Origin of the sequence: Bordetella genomosp. 13 (assembly GCF_007679965.1) — a bacterium.
GTDB lineage: Bacteria > Pseudomonadota > Gammaproteobacteria > Burkholderiales > Burkholderiaceae_B > Bordetella.
In genome coordinates this window covers 35,227-55,742 of the sequence record NZ_VEHL01000012.1, presented here as the reverse complement: position 1 = coordinate 55,742, position 20,516 = coordinate 35,227, and the positions used below count along the sequence as shown (strand labels likewise).

Sequence of the window (20,516 nt, the reverse complement as noted above, 5' to 3'; positions counted from 1 at the left end):
CCCACGCCGGCCCCCGCGCGGGCCGGCGTGGCGGGAAAAGCCGGTTTCCGCTGGTGGATCCTGGGCATGACGACCACGACGCAGCTGGCCGCGGCCCTGGCCAGCCAGGGCATCGGCGTCTGGGGCCCCCACGCCCGGCACGTGCTGCAGCTATCGCATCGCGAACTGGGCCTGCTGGCCTCGCTGCTGAACGGCGTGCCGGTGGTGGCGCTGCTGTTCATCGGTCCGCTGCTGGACCGGTGCGGCGAGCGGCTGCCGGTGTTCATTGGCATGGCGATCATGAGCGCGGGACTGCTGCTCATGGGCAGCGCGGGGCATTACGGCATCCTCGCCGTCGCCATGCTGCTCATCGGCCTGGGCTATAGCCCGATCCAGCCCGCCGGCGGCAAGGCGATCTATCAATGGTTCCCGCCCCGGCAGCGCGGCCTGGCCATGGGCCTCCGGCAGGCCGCCTTGCCCATGGGCGGCGCCTGCGCGGCGGCGTTCTTCCCCTTCATGATCGGGCATGCGGGATGGCCCGCCACCATGATGGCCGCCTCGGCGATCCTGGCGGCGGTGGGCCTATGCCACCTGGCCTTGTTTCGCAATGCACGGCGCACGCCGCCAGCCGCTCGACAGTCGCGCCTGGCGTTGGCCGACCTGTTCCGCCAGGTCCCGTTTCGCCGCGTGGCGATCGTCGGCATGGCAATGGTCGGCGTGCAGACGGCCATCGCCGTGTTCTGGGCCGTGCTGGTGCATCAGCGGTTCGGCCTGAGCGTACAGTCGGCCGCCTGGCACCTCTTCGCGGTGCAGGCCGGCGGGGCACTGGGACGGATCGCGATGTCCACCCTCAGCGACCACGTGCCCGATGGGAAGCGGCGCATGGTGCTGTTGTGCGCGCTGCTGACTTTCTGCGCCCTGCTGGCGACACTGGCGCTGCCGCGGCAAGGCCATGGCTCCGCCGTTCTTGCCTGTTCGCTGGTGGCAGGCGTGTTCGGCTTCGGCTGGTATGGGCCCTGGGTGGTCTGGCTCTCCGATTGCGCCGCTCCCGACCAGATCGGCCGCGTGCTGGCCATCGCGCTGGCCGCGAACCAGGCCGCCATCGCGGCCGTGCCATTGGCCTTCGGCACGTTGCTGGACGTACTGCCGAGCGCGACGGGCTGGCTGGCCCTGGGCGGCCTGCTCGTCCTTGCCCTGCACGTGGGCAGGACGCCCAAGGCAATCGCTACACCGCCTGCTCCGTCACGTCTCCGCTGAGCCAGTACACAGGCATTCCCTCCGGCTCCGGCTCCTGCATCACGCACATGCGGGACAGCCGTCCCATCGTCCGCCCTTGCAGCACATTGACGGTCTCGCCCACCGGCACGTCGATGCCGTAGTGCCCCAGCGCCCCGAACAAGGCCGTCGCGGCGATGCCCGTGGCGGCGTCTTCGGGATAGCCCGAGGCCTGGGGAAACTGCCGTGCCTCCAGCGTGAACGGCTCTTCGTCGGACAAGGCGAAGGGGTAGATGCCCGTCGAGCCCAGCCGGTCACACAGCGCCTTCATCTGCTCGAAGCGCGGCGCCATCCGGTCGAGCACCTCGCACGATGCGATCTGGACCAGCGTCTTCGGCCGGCTCGTGGCGGCGTTGCAGATCAAGGGCGTGGCGAGGTCCGACGACCGGATGTCCAGCACGCGCAACACCTCGTCGACAAGGCCGGCATCGACCGGTTGCACGGTGGCGGCCGGCTGTGCGATGCGGATACGCTCGCCACGCATGTCCACGACGACCTCGCCCGCCAGCGTCTGGAACGCCATGCACGACGGCTGCGCCAGGCGGCGCTCGCGCAGCAGCCAGGCCGTTCCCAGCGTGGCGTGTCCGCACATGTCCATCTCGCGCGCTGGCACGAAGTAGCGCAGCCGGTACCCTGCCTTGGGCAGCAGGAAGGCCGACTCCAGGCCATGGCGTTGCGCCAGGGCCTGCATGTCGGCCGACGCCATGGAACTGGCGTCCAGCACGATGGGGCAAGGGTTGCCGCCCTGCCCTTGTTCGGTGAAGACGTTCACCACGACAACGTTCGGTTCGGCGTTCATGCCGGTACTCCTCGTGACAAGCCAGCCGCTGTCGCCATCTTCAGCGGGTACAAGTGCGGTACGAATCCGGTGGCAAAGCTGCGTACCTGCTGCGCCAGCACGTGCACCGCGTCGAGCAGCGCATAGGCAAGCAGCGGAAATCCCGTGAACAGGGCCAGCTGGCCTCGCGCCGCCAGGTCCAGCGCCAGGCTGCATTGGGATCGGGCATGGGTGCATGCCATCTGCAGGGTGGTCGCCTGCTTCGGGTTGCTCTTGCCCTGCAGCGTCGTGGAATCCTGCGTGCCCTGGCGAAAGCCCAGGTCCGCGAAGCCATGGTCGGGGCCGGAGCACAGCAGCAGCACGTCGGCGGCCATTTTCTCGAAGCCCGCGGCCAGCGCGCCCAATGCCGACGCGAAGGCCGCCACGCTGCGAATCCCGGCCATCTCGCGGTGGGGCGACGTGCCGGGACGGCACGCGATGCCTTCCGCCGCGCTGAAGCGCTCGGCGTAGGCCGCGGCAAAGCGCGGGTCGGCGCCGTCCCCGTTGCCCAGGGAGTAGCCGCCCACGGGCACCGTGGCCAGCGCGCAGACGGCCATCGCCAGCCAGTCGTGGTGGGCCTGGACGAGGTCGGCCCAACCCTCCACGACCTCGGCCAGCCGCATCCATTTCGCGTCGCGCAGGAAGGTCCGCCCCATGATGCGGCTGTCCTCCATGCGCAGCGCGCCGTCGCGCAGGCTGACCTGCAGAAGCTCGCAGGCGGGATCGAGTTGCGCGCGGCAGGCGCGCAGCAGCGACAGCTGAAGCACCGTCGGAAAGGTGTCGTTGGTGGACTGGTTGCAGTTGACCTGCTCGGTCGTCACCGCGATGCGCGACCGCTGCGTGCAGGCCAGGGCGATGCAGGCATTGGCCCAGCGGTTGAACTCCAGCCCGCAACCCGATTGCCAGATGGAAGGCCCGGCGTCGGCCGCATCGCCTGCCCGCAAGGCTTGCGCCTGGACGACGATGGCCTGCGCGACCGCATCGGGCAGCGCATCCAGCGACCGGTTCGCCTGGGCAGCCGCGGCCTTGTGGGCCAGCAGCGTGTCCAGGAAGACGCGGGGCAGGAACTTGTCGGGCGCATAGCCGGACGTCTCGCCATCCCTGTGGTCCATGGCGCTAGTCTTCCATCTGCAGGTGTTGCGCACGCGACACTTCGCTCCAGCGGGCATAGTCCGCCTGCACCTGCGCGGCGAAGGCCTGCGCCGTGCCGCCCTTGGCGGTGGCGCCCTGGCCCTGCAGTTGCGCTTTGACATCCGGATCCGTGAGGATGGCGTTGGCCTCGCGGTTCAGGCGGTCGACGATGGCGGGCGGCGTGCCGGCGGGCACGGCCAGGCCGTACCAGATCGTCGGGGCGTAATCGGCAACGCCCTGTTCCTCGAAAGTGGGCACGCCGGGCAGGCTGTCCTGCCGGCTGGTGACGGCGATGGGCACAAGCTTGCCCGCCTGGATCTGCGCCAGCGTCGTCGGCACCTGGTCGAACAGCACCTTGATCTGCCCGCCCATCGCGTCGTTCAGCGCGGGGCCCGCGCCCTTGTACGGGATGTGCAGGAACTGCGCCTTCTCCTTCGCGCCCAGCAGTTCTATGGCCAGGTGCGCGAAAGAGCCGGCACCCGGGGTGCCGTAGTCCAGGTCGCCCGGATGCTTCCTGGCGTAGTCCAGCAGTTGCGGCAGGGTCTTGATCTTCAGGCCGGGATGGGCCATCAGCACGTTGGCCACTTCGGCCACGTTGATCACCGGCATCGCGTCCTGTTCGACCTTGTACGGGGTCTTGGGATGCGTGGCGGGATAGGTGGAGAACGTCGTGGTGGTCACCACCAGGATCGTGTTGCCGTCGGGCGGCGACTGCAGGGCATGCCGCGTGCCGATGGCGCCGGACGCGCCGGCGCGGTTCTCGACGACGAAGGGCTGGCCCAGGCGCTGCGAGAGCTTCTGTGCCATCAGCCGCCCGATCACGTCCGTGGTACCGCCCGGCGGGAAGGGAATGACCACGGATACCGGCCGCGTGGGCCAGTCGGCCGCGCGCGCGGCCGGAGAAGTGCCTGCGAATGCCACGCAGGCCAGGAGCAAACCGGAGTAGAAAATGTGTCGCATGTCGGTCCTCGGTGAAGTCCGATGACGATACGGCCGCCCCCGCCTGGGCCGTTATGACATGCCGGCCAGCATTATCGATTTATCACTTTCGTGATTTTTCAGGCGCAACGCGGACGGCGGCGCGCCAAAGCGCTTGCGGACCGCGAAGGAAAAATGGGCGGGCGAGGCGAACCCGACCGCCTCCTGGATGTCGGCGACCGGCAAGGCCGAGGTGCGCAGCAGCCGTGCGGCTTCCTGCAGCCGCGCCTCCAGCACGTACTGGCCGACGGAGGCCCGCTCCCGCGCGCCGAACCACCGGGCAAGCGTGCGCTCTTTCAGGCGGAAGCGGTCGGCCAGGGCCGCGCAGCTCAGGTCCTCGTCCAGGTGCCGGGCGATGTACGCCTTCACCGCAGACAGCATGGCGCCGGCTTCATCGGTTGCCAGATCGGCCGGCCTGCTCGCGACGACCCGGCCGACTTCCGCGATGATCATCCGGTCCAGGGCCTCGCGGCTCAGTTCCAGGGGATTCGTCCGGCCCGGCAGGAAATGGCGGCGCAGCCGCATCAGGTCGTGCAGCAGCGTGCTCATGCTCCAGCAGCGCGGCTCGCAAAAGCCCTGGCGATCCAGGCTGGCCATGTCCGCGTAGTAGCACAGGTGCCGCTGCCGGCCGCTGGCCTGGACGTGATGCGGGCTGCGCCCCGGCACGTACCACATGGCGCCGTCGGCGATGACGGCCGACCGGCCGCCCGCCGCGACCGAGAAGAGGCCGTCCAGCGGCACGAACAGCATGTCGTCGGCGTGGACGTGCGGGCCGTTGCCGTAATGCGGCCGGTCGTTGCATATGACGTCGAAGTCGATCATGGGGGCTCCTTGGACCAGGGCCGGACCGCGTGGCCCAGCCATCGCATCGAACCACGACGCCATCGGCCGCGGGCGGCCGCCGTCGCCGAATCAGACCGAAACCGGCCGGCGCGCGACTTGCCGGCACACTGACAGCAAGCTGTCAAACGCCCAAAGAGGGGGTACTAACCCTTGGTACTCCGCCCGTCCAAGTCATCGAAAACTGATCAATATCAAACTTTGCCGGTCCCCCATTCCTACAATCGTCGCAAAACGAGAACCCGACCTCGCATTCCGCGGACGCGCCGCCTCCCGGCGCCGGCCACGGAACGCATTGCGAGCCACACAAGGTCAACGGAAGACAATGCGCCTGAACCTGCCCGCCACCCAACGGGAATACCCCTTCCCCAAGGGCCACACCCTGGTTTCCACGACCGACACCAAGGGCCGTATCCTGTACTGCAACCCCGCATTCGTGGAAGTCAGCGGCTTCTCGAAGGACGAGCTGCTGGGCCAGCCGCACAACGTGATCCGCCATCCGGACATGCCGGAAGAGGCGTTCCGCGACATGTGGGCCACGATCTCGTCGGGGCGCCCGTGGTCGGCCCCGGTGAAGAACCGCCGCAAGAACGGCGACTACTACTGGGTCATGGCCAACGCCACTGCGCTGGTGGAAGATGGCGAGCCGGTCGGCTACATGTCGGTGCGCACCGAGGCCACGCGCGAAGAGATCGAGGCCGCCGAGGCGCTGTACGCCACGATGCGCGAAGAGCGCGAAGCCGGCCGCCGCCGGCACACCCTGTCGCGTGGCCAGGTGGTCAAGCGCACCCTGTTCGGCCGGCTCGCGCACATGACGCGCATGGGGCTGGCGGGCAAGTTCATGACGGGGCTGGTCGCGCTGGTGCTGGCCTTCACCGCCGTCGACCGATTCGTGCCCACCGACACCACGGCGATGATCGCCGCCGCCTGGGCGCTGCGCCTGGCGCTGCTGGCGCTGGCCTGGCGCCTGCTGGCCACCGGCTTGCGGCAGCCGCTGGAAGACGTCGTGGAGACGGCCAACCGCCTGGCCGCCGGCGACCTCACGCACACGCTGGAACGCACCCGCGACGACGAACTGGGCGAGCTGCAGACCGCGCTGGCGCAGCTCAGCGTGAACGTGCACTCGATCGTGCGCGATGCCCGCGACCAGAGCCAGGACATCGCGGCCGGCACGGCCGAGATCGCCCGCGGCAACCTGGACCTGTCCGGCCGCACCGAGGCGCAGGCCAGCAACGTGCAGCAGACGGCCGCGTCGATGGAGCAGATCACGGGCACGGTCGGCCAGGCGGCCGAGTCGGCCCAGAAGGCCGGCCAGCTTTCCGCGCAGACCAGCCAGGTGGCGCAACGCGGCGCCGAGGCCGTCGAGCAGGTCAGCCTGACGATGCAGGACATCCTGAAGTCGTCGCGCAGCATCAGCGAGATCACGCAGCTGATCGACAGCATCGCCTTCCAGACCAACATCCTGGCGCTGAACGCCGCGGTGGAGGCCGCGCGCGCGGGCGAACAGGGCCGCGGCTTCGCGGTGGTGGCCGCCGAGGTGCGCGCGCTGGCGCAACGCAGCGCGCATGCCGCCAAGGAGATCCGCAACCTGATCGACGAATCCGCCGACAAGGTGGCGCAGGGCAATGAGCGCACGGAGCTGGCCCGCAAGACCATGGGCGACGTACTGGACAGCGTGCAGTCGGTCAACGACCTGATCGCGGAGATCAGCAATGCCACGCGCGAACAGCTGGCGGGCATCTCGCAGGTGAACGCGGCGGTGGCGCAGCTGGACGGCATCACGCAGCAGAACGCCACGCTGGTGGAACAGGTAGCCTCGTCGGCGATGTCGCTGGAACAGCTGGCGCAGAACACCTCGCAGGCCATGCAGGTGTTCCGCCTGGACAGCCTGACCACTATCGTGCGGCCCGAGGCCGTGGCGCTGCGCGTAGCGCATGCGCCGCGCCAGGCCTTGCCCAAGGCGCTGCCGGCGGCCTGATGCCGCCGGGCGTCAGGGTACCCCGCCCGGCATCCGGACCATAAGCCGCGGGGCCGCCTTGCCAGGCGGCCCTTTTTCATGGAAGGCGCACGCCCTCGGCCGCCCTACAGCGTGGCCGCGCCGCCCAGGATCACGGTGTACTGCGACGACAGCACGCCGCCGTTGCCGTGCGCCAACGCTACTTCCGCCCCAGGCACCTGGCGGTCACCGCATTCGCCGCGCAACTGGCGGATGGCCTCGATCAACAGGAAGATGCCATACATGCCCGGATGGCAGTACGACAGCCCGCCGCCGTTGGTGTTCACCGGCAGCTCGCCTCCCGGTGCGATGCGGCCACCGCCGACGAACGCCCCGCCCTCGCCCTTGCCGCAGAAGCCCAGGTCTTCCAGGAACAGGATGGTGTTGATGGTGAAGGCGTCATACAGGCCCACCACGTCCACGTCCGACGGCCGCAGGCCGGCCTGGGCATAGGCCTTGGCGCCCGACACTCGCGCGCCGGTCTCCACCAGGTCCGGCATGCTCGAGATGGTCTGGTGCGTGGTGCAATGCCCCGCCCCCAGCAGGTACACGGGCAGCCTGGCCAGTTGGGCGGCACGCTCGGGCGTGGTCAACACGATGGCCCCGCCGCCGTCAGACACCAGGCAGCAGTCGCGTAGGGTCAGGGGATAACTGACCATGCGCGAGGCCAGCACCTCCTGCACCGTCAGCGGCGTCTTCTCCCACGCGGCGGGATTGCGCAGCGCCCATTGCCGTGCCGCCACAGCCACCTCGGCCAGTTGTTCGCGCGTGGTGCCGAACTGATGCATGTGCCGCGCGGCGGCCAGCGCATAGGCCGTGGGCGGCAGGAAGGGCTTGAACGGCGATTCGTAGGGATTCCATTCCGGCCGGCTGGTCTGCTTGCGACCCAGCGAGCGCTGGGTGCTGCCATAAGCCACCACGGCCACCTGGCACAGCCCCGCGGCGATGGCGGCCTCGGCGCGCACCAGGTGTCCCATGAACGACGACCCGCCGGTGGAGGTCGAATCGATGTAGGCCTCGGGCAGGTTCAGGTACTCGGCCAGCGCCAATCCCGCCAGGCGGCTTTGCGACGTGGCGCAGAACAGGCCGTCCACGTCGCCGACAGCCAGCCCGCAATCGTCCAGCGCGCGGTACACGCCCTGGGCCATCAGGTCGATGGGAGACCACGCCGGGCCCACGGCGCCCAGGTCGGACTCGGCCGCGCCCACGATGGCGGCCCGCCCCGCTTGGAAAGTGCTGCTCATGCCGCTGCCTCCGCTGCAGTGAACTCGGGAACGGGATCCTCGCCCTCGGCATCCTGCGCGGCGCGGAAGGCCACTCTCTGGCCGATCCGCACGGCATGCGGATCGATCCCGACCACGCGGCTCATCAGGCGGAATCCCTCGTCCAGGTCGATCAATGCCACGTTGTAGGGATCGCCGTTGCGCGGATAGACCACGGAGGTGCTGTACACGGTGCCCTGCCCGCCGCTGACGCGCCACTGCAGGCAGTCGCGCCCCGACCACGGACAGCGCACGCGCGGAAAGAACACCGCCCGCTTCGCGACGGTGCTGTACTGGTAGGCCAGCTGCCCGGCCTTCAGGTAGGCCACATAGCGGGCATAGGGCGCTTCGCCCTCGTGCGCCGCATCGCGGCCCTGCGTCGGGTCCGCCATCATTTCCCCTTTTCGTACATCATCGAAAGCGTCTCGGCCACCATCACGGGCTGCTCGTGCCCCTCGCGCTCGATCACGTTGCGATAGGTCAGGCGCACGCCTCCGTCGACGCGGTCCACGGCCAGCAGCGAGCGCTCCAGGCGAATGCGGCAACCTTCCGGCACGGGCGCGGTGAACCGCACCTTGTTCGAGCCGTAGTTGATGCCGCGGCCGCGTTGCCTCACCTTCAGCAGCTCGCCGCCCAGTGCCGTCAGCAGCGAGAACGTCAGCATGCCGTGGGCGATGGTCTTGCCGTCGGGCAGCTCGCGCCGCGCGCGCTCGACGTCGACGTGGATCCAGTTGTCGTCGCCGGATATCCGCGCGAAGTCGTCGATCATCTCCTGCGTGATCTGCTTCCACTCGCTGCGGCCCAGCACCTGGCCCACGTGGGCTTCCAGGTCGTAAGGCGTTTCCAGGGTCAACATGTGTACTCCTCCAGTAGTTCTTTCCCGCCCGTGGCGGCGGCACGTCACAGCAGCGCGGGCAGGCGCCGGCCGACCAGTTCCTGGGCGTCGCGCATGATCCGTTCGACCAGGGTCCGGCATTCCGGAACGTCATCGATGAGGCCTTGCACCATGCCCACGGTCCAGATGCCGCCCTCGACGTCGCCGTTCTCGTAGACGCCGCGTCCCTTCGCGCCGGCCACCAAGGGGCCGATCTCGGCGATGGTGGCGCCTTCCTTCTCCAGTTCGGCGACCTGGCGCGACAGGCCGTTCTTCCACACGCGGCTGGTGTTGCGCAGGCTGCGCAGGATCAATTGCGTATCCGTCTCGGCGCTGCGCACGATGGTCTGCTTGATGGCGTCGTGGATGGGCGATTCCCGCGTGCACATGAAGCGCGTGCCCATGTTGATGCCGGACGCGCCCAGCGCAAGCGCCGCCACCAGGCCCTGCCCGCTGCCGAAGCCGCCCGAGGCGATCACGGGAATGCGCACCTTGGCCACCGTGGCCGGAATCAGGATGAGCGCGGGGATGTCGTGCTCGCCCACGTGGCCAGCGCACTCGAAGCCGTCGATGCTGACGATGTCCACGCCGATCTCCTGTGCCTTCACCGCGTGGCGCGGCGTGGTGCACTTGTGGATGACGGTGATGCCGGCCCGCTTCAGCGCGGGCATGTGCTCGACGGGATTGTTGCCGGCGGTCTCGACGACCTTCACGCCCGACTCGATCACGGCGTCGCGGTACTCCGCATACGGCACGGGCTTGAGCGTGGGCAGGAACGTCAGGTTCACGCCGAAGGGCTTGTCGGTCAGGTCGCGCACGCGGCTGATCTCCTGGCGCAGGGCCTCGGGCGTGGGCTGCGTCAGCGCGGTCAGTACGCCCAGCGCGCCGGCCTCGGAGACGGCCGCGGCCAGTCCGGCGCGGGATACCCATTGCATCCCCCCTTGCACGATAGGGTGCTCGATGCCAAGCAAACGCGTTACAGCAGTCTTCACGTCGTGATCCTCATGGGGCGATTTGATAGGGACGGCAATCGGACGCCAGGCTCAGCGGCGCGTGCGTCAGCGCCTGCAGGCCGGCAAAGTCGAGGCCGGGAGCCAGGCGCACGACCACCAGCCCGCGCGGCGTCACGTCGATCACGGCCAGGTCGGTGTAGATGCGGTTCACGCAGGCCATCGCGGTCAACGGATAGGTGCAGCGCTCGAGGATGCGGGGCTCGCCCTCGCGGGTGGTGTGCTCCATCAGCACCCACACCTGCCGGGCGCCCGCGGCCAGGTCCATGGCGCCGCCCACGCCGGGAATCTGCCCCGGCGCGTCCACGGTCCAGTTGGCCAGGTCGCCGTTGGCGGCCACCTGGAAGGCACCCAGGCAGGCGATGTCGACGTGGCCGCCGCGGATCATGGCGAACGAATCGCTGTGGCTGAACACCGACGCGCCGGGCAGCAGCGTCACGGGGAACTTGCCGGCGTTGATGACGTCGTAGTCCTCCTGGCCGGGCGTGGGCGCCGGGCCCAGCCCCAGCAATCCCTGTTCGCTTTGCAGCATGATTTCGCGGCCGACCGGCACGAAGTCGGCGATCCGGGTGGGCAGGCCGATGCCCAGGTTCACGCATGCCCCTTCCGGAATGTCGTGCGCCGCCACGGCAGCGATGGCGTCGCGCTCAAGCCTTGCGCTCATTGGGCACCTCGACCAGGCGGTCCACGTAGACCCCCGGAGTAATGACGTGTTCGGGATCCAGCTCGCCCAGCGGCACGATCTGGCGCACCTGCGCGATCACCAGGCGGGCTGCGCCCGCCATCACGGGATTGTTGATGCGCGCGCCACGGTGGTAGACCAGGTTGCCCCACCGGTCGCCGCGCAGCCCCTTTATCAGAGCGGCATCGCCCTTGATGGGCTTCTCGAAGACATAGGTCTGCCCATCGATCTCGCGGGTCTCCTTGCCCTCGGCAAGCCGGGTGCCGGCGCCGGTGCGCGTGAAGAAGCCGCCGATGCCGGCCGCGCCCGCCCGGATCCGTTCGGCCAGCGTGCCCTGGGGCACCAGCTCCAGTTCGATCCTGCCGCTGGCATACAGCTCGTCGAAGACCGTCCTGCCCTTCAGGCCGCGCGGGAACGAGCACACCACCTTGCGGATGCGTCCCGCGTGCATCAGGTCGGACATGACGTCGTCGCCCACGGTGGCATTGTTGGCCACGATGGTCAGGTCCTTCACGCCCAGCTCCAGCACGGCCGCCATCAGGTCGGCGGGCCGGCCCGAAGACCCGAAGCCGCCGACCAGCAGCACGTCGCCGTCCTTGAGGCCGCTGACGGCATCCATCGGCGATTTCACGCGTTTGTCTATCAAGCAAGCCTCCGTTCAGTCGAGATCGCGGCCTTTCATGTCGGCATTGCGCCGCGCCTGCTGCGCCAGCCGCAGCATCACCGGGCCGATGGCGTTTGCATCGTCGACCGGTTCGGCCTCGGGACCGCGGTGCCAGCCCTCCATGGCTGACAGGAAGCCGCCTCCGACCTCGAACACGCGGCCCGTCACGTCACCGCTGTCCGCGCTGGCCAGCCACACGACGGCCGGCGCGATCCAGCGTGGATGGCGGGCGGCGATTTCTTCTTCGGTGCGCTCGCGCAGGTTCTCGGTCATGCGCGTCTGCGCATGCGGGTTGATGGCGTTGACGGTGACGCCGTAGCGCTTCAACTCGCGGGCCGCGATGATGGTCAGCGCCGCGATGCCCGCCTTGGCGGCGCCGTAATTGGCCTGGCCGATATTGCCGTACAGGCCCGAACTGGACGAGGTATTGATGATGCGTCCGTCCACGGGCTGTCCCAGCTGCTTGCTGAGGTCGCGCCAATAGGCGGCCGCGTGACGGGCCGGCGCGAAAGTGCCCTTCAGGTGCACCTGGATCACCGCGTCCCACTCTTCTTCGCTCATGTTGGCCAGGGTGCGGTCGCGCAGGATGCCCGCGTTGTTCACCACCGCGTGCAGGCCGCCGAAGGTATCGACCGCCTGGTCGATCATGCGCTTGGCGCCCGCGAAGTCCGCCACGTTCTCGTGATTGGCGACGGCCTTGCCCCCGGCCTCGATGATCTCCCGCGCCACGCTCTGGGCCGCGCTCTCGTCGCCGCCCTCGCCGGAACGCGACACGCCCAGGTCGTTGACGACCACGCTGGCGCCATGGCTGGCCAATTGCAGGGCGTACTCGCGGCCGATGCCGCGCCCCGCGCCCGTCACGATGACGACGCGCCCCTCGCACAACTTTCTCATGATGTCTCCTGAAATGATGGGATGGTGGCGGCGGGCGCGGCTTGCCCGCGCATATCCGCGCTAGCCGCCGCGCTAGCCGCCTCGGCGCTCTCGGGCCGTCTTGCGCCGCTCGGCGTAGGCGCGGACGGCCGCCTTGTGGTCCGCGCTGTCCACGCAGCGCACGTGGCGTTCGGCCTCGGCCTGCAGCACCTGCTGCAGGCCGGCGTGCTCGGCCAGATTCAGATTGGCTTTCATCAGCGCGGTCGCGGGCGCGGCCCCCCGGGCCAGCTTCCCGGCGATCTCGCTTACCCGCTGCTCCAGTTCGGCCGCGGGATACACGGCATGCAGCAGCCCCAGCGACTCGGCGCGTGCCGCATCCAGCATCGGCGAGCACAGGTACAGCTCACGGGCCCGCGCCGGACCGACGATGCGGGGCAGGAAGTAATGGCCGCCAAAATCCCCCGACACGCCCACGTCGATGAAGCCGGTACGCAGCCGCGCGCTGCCGTCGCCGTAGCGCAGGTCGCAGGCCAGGGCCAGCGACAGTCCGGCCCCCACGGCGGGCCCGCGGATCATCGCCACCGTGAGCTTGTCGCCCTCATGCAGCAATTCGACGATGCGCGTGCGATTCCGCAGTGCCGCGGCGCGCGACTGGGGGGACTCGGCCGGCACGGGTGCGCCCGCCGCGGGTCCGCCCGCCGCGGGATCGCCCGCCGCGGGATCGCCCGCCGCGGCATTCATCCGCGCCACGTCGCCGCCCGCGCAGAATGCCTCGCCCGCACCGCTCAATACGATGGCGCCGATGCCGTCATCCGACTGCGCGGCCTGCAGCGAGTCCAGCAACGCGGCATACAGCTCTCGGCTCAAGGCATTGCGCCGCTGCGGACGATTCAGCGTCAGCCACAGCACGCCGTCCTGGCGCGTGCTCAGCAATACGTGTTCGGTGTCTTCTGCCAAGTCGAAAACCTTGCTCGAGATGGAATGGAAGACATACTAGGGCGGACTCGCGGCCCCTGCTCGCGGGTTCGCGCGGTCGGACCCAATAACTGTCCACATTATGAAACCGGTGCGCCATCCCCTCCCGGCTGCGCCATAATTCTCCAGCAACGACGTCCAACATGCAGAACGAACCCCCACCGGCTGCCTTTCGGGGCCGGCAGAACGACAAGGACAACCTTGGCCACAGTTCTCTCATCCGAAGCCGGCGTGCCGGGTACGCAATCGCTGCACCGGGCCGTCGCGCTGCTGCGCATCGTCGCGGCCAATAACCGCCAGGGTTGCCGGCTGGTGGAGCTATGCCGGCGCACGAACCTCGAACGTCCCACCGTGCACCGCCTGCTGCAAGGCATGGTCTCCGAGAAACTGGTGCGGCAGGCCGCCGAGAACAAGCGCTATTTCCTGGGCAGCCTCGCCTACGAACTGGGCCTGGCCGCGGCGCCGAAGGTCGCGCTGCGCGACATCTGCCTGCCCTACCTGGAAGCCATGGCCGAACACACCGGGGACACCGTCTTCATGACGATCCGCTCGGGCTTCGACGGCGTCTGCGTGGCGCGCGCCGACGGCTCCTTTCCCATCAAGATGTTCGTGCACGACGTGGGCCGCCACCGTCCGCTGAACGTAGGCGCCAGCGGCCTGGCCTTGATGAGCGCCCTGGCCGACGATGACATCGACCGCATCTGCCGCGTCAACGTCGAACGCACGCGGCGCAAGAACCCCCGTTATACCGAGGCGCAGTTGCGCGCGGGCATCGAAAGCACGCGTCGCAGGGGCTACTCCACGACCAAGGTGATGGACGAGCCGCCGGTGCTGTCCGTCGGCATCGCGATCCGCCTGCCCGACGGCTCTCCCGCCGCGGGCATCAGCGTCTCGACGCTATCCTCGCGCCTGGCGGACTCGCGCCTGGAAATGGTGGTGCGATGCCTGGGAGACACGGCGCAGGCCATCGAGATGGAGCTGCGTACCTATGTCGACCGCGAGCAGATGCCGAGCGCCATGCCCGCGCTGGGCACGCGTTGATCGTCTCCCTGCGCGAAGTCCATCGGATGGACTTCGCCCACCAGCGCACCTTCGCGACAGGCCGCCATCCGGGCGCCCCATTTATTCCATAACGTGGACCGCTTTTTTCCGCTTCGCGGCGCGGACCGGGCCCAGGCCCGCATGGCGTGGATAGACTTTTCCTGGCTGCCGACACAGGCCGGCTTCCACATAACGACTACATGTTCCAGGAGACATCCATGCCGAAGACGCTTTCCCTGCGCAGGACCCTGCTGGCCGCCGCCGCGGGGCTTGCAGTGGCCTGCGGCGCGCTGCTGCCCCCGGGCGCGGCGCGCGCCGCCTATCCCGACAAGCCCATCCAGTTCGTCTCGCCCTATGCCGCGGGCGGCGCCAACGACTTCCTGACGCGCCTGATGGCGCGTTACATGGGAGAGGCCTTGAAGGCCACCATCGTGGTCGAGAACCGCAGCGGCGCCAACGGCATGATCGGCGCAGGCGCGGTGGCCAAGATGCCGGCCGACGGATACGGGCTGCTGATGGGCAACAGCGCCACGCACGGCACCAATCCCACGCTCTATGCGCAGCAGTTGCAATACGACGCCGACAAGGACTTCACCCCGGTCGCCATGGTCGGCTCGGTTCCGATCGTCGTGGTGGTCAGCAGCGCGCTGGGCGTGAATTCCATTGAAGAGCTGGTGAAGTATGGCAAGACGCACCGCCTGTCATTCGGCAGCAGCGGCACCGGGGGCACTGGCCACCTGGCCGGCGAGGCATTCAAGGCTGCGACGAACCTGAACATGGTTCACGTTCCATACAAGGGCGACAGCCCCGCCGTCACGGACGCCATGGGCGGCCAGGTCGACCTGGCCTTCGTGGGCACGGCATCGGCCACGAGCCAACAAGCGTCCGGCAAGATCAAGATCCTGGCCGTGGCCAACGGCACGCGGTCGCGCTCGCTGCCGGATGTGCCGACGCTGCAGGAGTTCGGCTACAAGGACATGGAGTTCGCGCAGTGGTATGCCCTGTTCGCCCCCGCCGGCACGCCGGCCGACGTGGTGCAGAAACTGAATCAGGCGAACAAGCAGGCGCTGGGCATGCCTGAAGTGCAGAAAAGCCTGATCGCGCAGAGCGCCGAGAGCGAGTACCGCACCCCCGACGAACTGCGCACTTTCTACCGTTCGGAAATCGAGCGGTTCGGCGGCATCATCAAGCGGTTGGGCATCAAACTGCAGTGACGCCCCTCACGGCTCGATCTGCCGGTACGACAGCACCGTTCCATCCGGCGCCGTCTCCTCCAGCCGCACTCGGAAGCCCCACAAGCGCCCCAGGTGTTTCATCACCTGGTCGGCATCCTCCGCCGCCAGCGGCCGGCCGCGCGTCTGCTGGTGCCGCAGCACCAGCGAGCGGTCGGATTCACGCTTGTAGCGCACCACCTGGATGTCCGGCACCTGGTTGTCGCGGTTGTGCTGCGCGGCCAGCAGACGGCGGATGTCGCGGTAGCCCTCGTCGTCGTGGATGGCCGCCACGGCCAGCTTGGGATTCTCCTGGTGGTCCGCGATGGCGAAGAAGCGGAACTCACGGATCAGCTTCGGCGACAGGTACTGCGAGATGAAGGATTCGTCCTTGAAGTTGCGCATGGCGAAGTCCAGGGTCTTCAGCCAGTCGCTGCCGGCGATGTCAGGAAACCACTTGCGGTCTTCGGGCGTCGGCGCCTCGCAGATGCGGCGGATGTCCGTCATCATCGAGTAGCCCAGCGCATACGGGTTGATGCCCCCGTAGCCGCGCTGGTCGAAACCGCGCTGGCTGACCACGCCGGTGTGGCTCTGCAGCACCTCCATCATGAAGCCGTCGTTGACCAGCCCCTTGTGATGCAGGCGGTTCAGCAGGGTGTAGTGCCAGAAGGTGGCCCAGCCCTCGTTCATCACCTTGGTCTGGCTTTGCGGGTAGAAATACTGGGCGACCTTGCGCACGATGCGCACCAATTCCTTCTGCCAGGGCTCCAGCCTGGGCGAGTGCTTCTCGATGAAGTACAGCAGGTTCTCTTCGGGCTCGGGCGGGAAGGTGCCCTCGCGGCGCGCCTCGGCCTGCGTGGCTTCCGCCTTGGGCACGGTGCGCCACAGATCGTTGTACTGCAGGCGCGCGTGCTCTTCGCGCTCGGCCTGGCGCAGGGCCTCTTCGCGGAACGACGGCGGCGTGGGCCGCTTGTAGCGGTCCACCCCGTGCATGCTCAGTGCATGGCACGAATCCAACAGGGCCTCGACGGCCTCGATGCCGTAGCGCTCCTCGCAGTCCATCACGAACTTGCGCGCGAACACCAGGTAGTCCAGCACGCCGTCAGCGTCGGTCCACTGGCGGAACAGGTAGTTGTTCTTGAAGAAGGAATTGTGCCCATAGCAGGCATGCGCGATCACCAGCGCCTGCATGGCCATGGAATTCTCTTCCATCAGGTATGAGATGCAGGGATTGGAGTTGATGACGATCTCGTACGCCAGCCCCTGCATGCCCGTGCGGTAGTACTGCTCGTTGCGGATGAACTCCTTGCCGTACGACCAGTGCGGATAGCCCAGCGGCAGGCCGGCGGACGCGTAGGCATCCAGCATCTGCTCGGAGGTGATGATCTCGATCTGGTTGGGATACGTGTCCAGGCCGTACTCCGCGGCCGTTTCGGAGATGACCTCGTCATAGCGCTGGATCAGGTCGAAGGTCCATTCGGAACCTTCTGAGATCGGTCGGGAGATTCGCTCGCCTGTAGGTCCCGTGAGTGCGTTCATGATGTACCCTCCTGTCGCTTCGCGACCCCCTCCCCGAGGGAGGATTCGCACTTGAGGCGGCTCGGCGTGCTCATGCGGCCTCCTTCTTGAACAGATCATGGAATACCGGATAGATCTCGCTGCGGTCGCAGATGCGGCGCATCGCGAAGTGCGGCGAGGTCTCCTGCTCGTATTCGGCCCACAGGCTGCTCTTGCGGGCCTCGGCCGAGTCGGGCACTTCGATGTAGGCGAAGTACCGCGCGCCCGGCAGCAGGTGTTCGGACAGGAAGCGTGCGCTCTTGCCCGCGTCGGCGCCGAACGAGTCCCCGTCACTGGCCTGGGCCGCGTACACGTTCCAGGCCGACGGTGGATAACGCTCGGTCATGATGTCGCGCATCAGCTCCAGGGCCGACAGCACGATGGTGCCGCCGCTCTTGGGATCGTAGAAGAAGGTCTGCTCGTCGACCTCCTCGGCGTTGTCAGTGTGGCGGATGAAGACCACGTCGACATGCTCGTACTTGCGCGACAGGAACAGGTACAGCAGCGTGTAGAAGCGCTTGGCCAGGTCTTTCTTGCCCTCGTCCATCGAGCCGGACACGTCCATCAGGCAGAACATGACCGCGCGCGCCACGGGCGTGGACACCGCCACGCGATGTCGGTAGCGCAGGTCCATGTCGTCCAGGAACGGCACGCGGGCCACGCGCGCCGTCCACTCGGCCACCTCGGCGCGCAGCAGTTCCAGTTCGTCTTCCGGCGCGCCGCGCGCCTCGGCGTCCAGCAGCTTCTGGTCGGCTTCGTCCAGCCCGCTGCGCGCATTGACGCTCAGCGCCATGCGGCGCGACAGCGATGCACGCAGCGTGCGGTTGATGCTGAGCTGGCTGGGCGAGCCGCTGGTGGTGTAGCCCGCGCGCTGCCACTTCTTCTGCGACACGTCTCCCAACTGCGTGCGCACCAGGTGCGGCAGCTCCAGGTCGTCGAAGAACAGGCTCAGGAACTCGGCGCGCGAGAGGCTGAAGGTGAACTGGTCCACCGACTCGCCTTCGCCGGGCTCGCCTGCGCCCCCGCCGCCGCCGCCCCCGTTGGGCCGATCGAAGGTATCGCCCTTGGTGAACTCACGGTTGCCGGGATGCACGATCTCGCGATCGCCCCCGTTGCCGTGGCGGAAGCTGGGTTCGGAGATGTCCCGCGTGGGCAGGTTGATCTCGCCCCCGCGGTCCATGTCCTCGATGGACCGCTCCTTGACCATATCGCCGACAGCCTTGCGAATCTGGTCCTTGTAGCGGCGCAGGAACCGTTCCCGGTTCACCGCACTCTTGTTGCGGCCATTCAAACGCCTGTCGATGAGCGAATTCATGATTCACTCTCCTCAGGAAGACTTCCTCACACGAAGGTACCACTCGCACAGCAGTCGCACCTGCTTCTCGGTGTAACCCTTCTCGACCATTCTATCGACGAAGCTCTGGTGCTTGTTGCGGTCTTCGGCCGACGCCTTGGCGTTGAACGAGATGACCGGCAGCAAGTCTTCCGTGTTCGAGAACATCTTCTTCTCGATCACTTCACGCAGCTTCTCGTAGCTGGTCCAGTTGGGGTTGCGGCCCGAGTTGTTGGCGCGCGCCCGCAGCACGAAGTTGACGATCTCGTTGCGGAAGTCCTTGGGATTGGCGATACCCGCGGGTTTCTCGATCTTCTCCAGCTCGTCGTTCAACGCGCTGCGGTCGAAGCTCTCGCCGGTCTCGGGATCGCGGAATTCCTCGTCCTGGATCCAGCAGTCGGCGAACGTGACGTAGCGATCGAAGATGTTCTGGCCGTACTCGGAATACGACTCGAGATACGCGGTCTGGATTTCCTTGCCGATGAACTCGGCATAGCGCGGCGCCAGCCAGCCCTTGATGAATTCGAGGTAGCGGCGCCGCGTTTCCTCGGGGAAGTCCTCGCGGGCGATGCGCTGCTCGAGCACGTACATCAGGTGCACGGGGTTGGCAGCCACCTCGGTCTGGTCATGGTTGAAGACGCTGGACAGGATCTTGTACGCGAAGCGCGTGGACACGCCCGTCATGCCCTCGTCGGTGCCGGCGTAGTCCTTGTACTCCTGCAGCGCCTTGGCCTTGGGATCAACGTCCTTCAGCGTTTCGCCGTCGTACACCCGCATCTTGGAATAGATGCTGGAGTTTTCCGGTTCCTTCAGCCGCGTGAGCACCGAGAACTGGGCCATCATCTCCAGCGTTCCAGGGGCGCACGGCGCGGTGGACAGCGAGCTGTGGCGCAGCAGCTTGTCGTAGATGCGCACCTCTTCCGACACCTGCAGGCAGTAAGGCACCTTGACGATGTAGATACGGTCGAGGAACGCCTCGTTGTGCTTGTTGTTGCGGAAGGTCTGCCACTCGGATTCGTTCGAGTGCGCCAGGATGCTGCCGTTGAACGGAATGGCCGAGAAACCCTCGGTGCCCTTGAAGTTGCCTTCCTGCGTCGCGGTCAGCAACGGGTGCAGCATCTTGATCGGCGCCTTGAACATCTCCACGAACTCGAGCAGGCCCTGATTGGCCAGGCACAGGCCGCCGGAATAGCTGTACGCGTCCGGGTCGTCCTGCGAATAACGGTCAAGTTTGCGAATATCGACCTTGCCGACCAGCGACGAGATGTCCTGGTTGTTCTCGTCGCCCGGCTCGGTCTTGGCGATGGCGACCTGACGCAGCACCGACGGGTTCAGGCGCACCACGCGGAACTGCGAGATGTCGCCGTCGTACTCGCGCAGGCGCTTCACGGCCCAGGGCGACATGATGCCGCTGAGATAGCGCCGAGGAATGCCGTACTCGGCCTCCAGGCTGTCGCCGAAGCGTTCGGGATGGAACAGGCCCAGCGGGGACTCGTTGACGGGCGAGCCCTTCAGCGCATAGATGGGATAGGCCTCCATCAGCACCTTGAGCCGCTCGGCGATGGAGGACTTGCCGCCGCCCACCGGTCCCAGCAAGTAGAGGATCTGCTTGCGTTCTTCGAGCCCTTGCGCGGCGTGCTTGAAGAACGCCACGATCTGGTCGATCACGTCTTCCATGCCGTAGAACTCGCGGAACGCGGGATAGCGGCGGATGACGCGGTTGGAGAAGAGGCGCGAGAGCCGCGGGTCGTTACGCGTGTCCACCAGCTCGGGTTCGCCGATGGCCGACAACATGCGTTCGGCGGGACTGGCATACGCCATCGGATCACGTTTTGCCAGGGCGAGATATTCTTCGAGAGAAAGCTCGGTTTCCTGGTCGCGGGCGTACTGCGATTTGAAGCCTTCGAGGATGCTTTGCACGGCCAACCCCTCCTACGGTATCAATCACTGACTTCAGAAGCACTGCAAAAAATCAGGTCGGTTGCCTTCATTGTGTTCCTCAAGCAAGAGCGGTGCCA

General features: G+C 67.5%; 19 protein-coding genes. 4 read left to right on the top strand and 15 right to left on the bottom strand.

What is annotated here, in order from left to right; genetic code table 11:
- Nucleotides 1–66: 66 nt before the first annotated feature.
- Nucleotides 67–1,236, top strand: a complete 1,170-nt coding sequence (locus FS845_RS24220) for an MFS transporter (RefSeq protein WP_186332406.1) — start codon at nt 67–69, stop codon at nt 1,234–1,236.
- Here the strand turns inward: FS845_RS24220 and FS845_RS24215 are convergent.
- From FS845_RS24215 to FS845_RS24200, 4 genes are read right to left on the bottom strand one after another with little or no spacing between them, the layout of a single operon-like run.
- Nucleotides 1,205–2,053: a PhzF family phenazine biosynthesis protein gene (locus FS845_RS24215; protein WP_186332405.1), complete on the bottom strand. Its 849-nt coding sequence runs from the start codon at nt 2,051–2,053 to the stop codon at nt 1,205–1,207. The genes FS845_RS24220 and FS845_RS24215 overlap by 32 nt on opposite strands.
- Nucleotides 2,050–3,183: a lyase family protein gene (locus FS845_RS24210; RefSeq protein WP_186332404.1), complete on the bottom strand. Its 1,134-nt coding sequence runs from the start codon at nt 3,181–3,183 to the stop codon at nt 2,050–2,052. The genes FS845_RS24215 and FS845_RS24210 overlap by 4 nt, the downstream gene beginning before the upstream one ends.
- A 4-nt stretch (nt 3,184–3,187) precedes the next feature.
- On the bottom strand, nt 3,188–4,162 hold the full coding sequence (locus tag FS845_RS24205; RefSeq protein ID WP_144640405.1) for a Bug family tripartite tricarboxylate transporter substrate binding protein: 975 nt from the start codon (nt 4,160–4,162) through the stop codon (nt 3,188–3,190).
- Nucleotides 4,163–4,213: 51 nt separating this feature from the next.
- Entirely contained in the window at nt 4,214–5,002 is a 789-nt protein-coding gene (locus FS845_RS24200; RefSeq protein WP_186332403.1) for a helix-turn-helix domain-containing protein, read from the bottom strand.
- Nucleotides 5,003–5,345: 343 nt separating this feature from the next.
- On the opposite strand from FS845_RS24200, the gene FS845_RS24195 reads away from it, so the two are divergent.
- Nucleotides 5,346–6,998 carry a PAS domain-containing methyl-accepting chemotaxis protein gene (locus FS845_RS24195; protein WP_144640399.1) on the top strand — a complete coding sequence of 551 codons (1,653 nt, stop codon included), beginning with the start codon at nt 5,346–5,348 and terminating at the stop codon, nt 6,996–6,998.
- Between the two features lie 104 nt (nt 6,999–7,102).
- Here FS845_RS24195 and FS845_RS24190 read toward each other — a convergent pair whose 3' ends face one another.
- The 8 genes from FS845_RS24190 to FS845_RS24155 all read right to left on the bottom strand — a co-directional run bounded on the left by FS845_RS24190 (nt 7,103) and on the right by FS845_RS24155 (nt 13,338).
- Complete coding sequence (locus tag FS845_RS24190; RefSeq protein WP_144640396.1) at nt 7,103–8,260, bottom strand: thiolase; 1,158 nt, start codon at nt 8,258–8,260, stop codon at nt 7,103–7,105.
- Nucleotides 8,257–8,673, bottom strand: a complete 417-nt coding sequence (locus FS845_RS24185; RefSeq protein WP_260986432.1) for a Zn-ribbon domain-containing OB-fold protein — start codon at nt 8,671–8,673, stop codon at nt 8,257–8,259. The genes FS845_RS24190 and FS845_RS24185 overlap by 4 nt, the downstream gene beginning before the upstream one ends.
- Nucleotides 8,670–9,134, bottom strand: a complete 465-nt coding sequence (locus FS845_RS24180) for a MaoC family dehydratase (protein WP_144640393.1) — start codon at nt 9,132–9,134, stop codon at nt 8,670–8,672. The genes FS845_RS24185 and FS845_RS24180 overlap by 4 nt, the downstream gene beginning before the upstream one ends.
- Nucleotides 9,135–9,178: 44 nt before the next feature.
- Nucleotides 9,179–10,144: an NAD(P)H-dependent flavin oxidoreductase gene (locus tag FS845_RS24175; protein WP_144640391.1), complete on the bottom strand. Its 966-nt coding sequence runs from the start codon at nt 10,142–10,144 to the stop codon at nt 9,179–9,181.
- Nucleotides 10,145–10,154: 10 nt separating this feature from the next.
- Nucleotides 10,155–10,826, bottom strand: coding sequence for a 3-oxoacid CoA-transferase subunit B (locus FS845_RS24170; protein ID WP_144640388.1), 672 nt, complete (start codon nt 10,824–10,826; stop codon nt 10,155–10,157).
- A complete protein-coding gene (locus FS845_RS24165; RefSeq protein WP_144640385.1) occupies nt 10,810–11,490 on the bottom strand; it encodes a 3-oxoacid CoA-transferase subunit A in 681 nt (226 codons plus the stop codon). Before FS845_RS24165 ends, FS845_RS24170 begins: the two co-directional genes overlap by 17 nt.
- Nucleotides 11,491–11,502: 12 nt before the next feature.
- Entirely contained in the window at nt 11,503–12,402 is a 900-nt protein-coding gene (locus FS845_RS24160) for an SDR family oxidoreductase (protein ID WP_144640382.1), read from the bottom strand.
- A gap of 72 nt (nt 12,403–12,474) precedes the next feature.
- Nucleotides 12,475–13,338 carry an enoyl-CoA hydratase-related protein gene (locus FS845_RS24155; RefSeq protein ID WP_144640379.1) on the bottom strand — a complete coding sequence of 288 codons (864 nt, stop codon included), beginning with the start codon at nt 13,336–13,338 and terminating at the stop codon, nt 12,475–12,477.
- A gap of 219 nt (nt 13,339–13,557) precedes the next feature.
- Between FS845_RS24155 and FS845_RS24150 the strand changes: the two genes are divergently transcribed.
- Both FS845_RS24150 and FS845_RS24145 read left to right on the top strand, forming a co-directional pair.
- Nucleotides 13,558–14,397, top strand: coding sequence for an IclR family transcriptional regulator (locus FS845_RS24150; protein WP_260986431.1), 840 nt, complete (start codon nt 13,558–13,560; stop codon nt 14,395–14,397).
- A 218-nt stretch (nt 14,398–14,615) separates the two neighbouring features.
- Nucleotides 14,616–15,611, top strand: a complete 996-nt coding sequence (locus FS845_RS24145; protein ID WP_144640373.1) for a Bug family tripartite tricarboxylate transporter substrate binding protein — start codon at nt 14,616–14,618, stop codon at nt 15,609–15,611.
- A 6-nt stretch (nt 15,612–15,617) separates the two neighbouring features.
- Here FS845_RS24145 and FS845_RS24140 read toward each other — a convergent pair whose 3' ends face one another.
- The 3 genes from FS845_RS24140 to FS845_RS24130 form a co-directional block, all read right to left on the bottom strand.
- Nucleotides 15,618–17,147 (bottom strand): SpoVR family protein, encoded by a 1,530-nt coding sequence (locus FS845_RS24140; RefSeq protein WP_144640370.1) that lies wholly within the window; start codon nt 17,145–17,147, stop codon nt 15,618–15,620.
- 70 nt (nt 17,148–17,217) lie between these two features.
- Nucleotides 17,218–18,480, bottom strand: coding sequence for a YeaH/YhbH family protein (locus FS845_RS24135; protein WP_144640368.1), 1,263 nt, complete (start codon nt 18,478–18,480; stop codon nt 17,218–17,220).
- 12 nt (nt 18,481–18,492) lie between these two features.
- The gene (locus tag FS845_RS24130) at nt 18,493–20,409 is read right to left on the bottom strand and encodes a PrkA family serine protein kinase (protein ID WP_409929338.1); all 1,917 of its coding nucleotides are present in this window, start codon (nt 20,407–20,409) and stop codon (nt 18,493–18,495) included.
- Nucleotides 20,410–20,516: the final 107 nt, after the last annotated feature.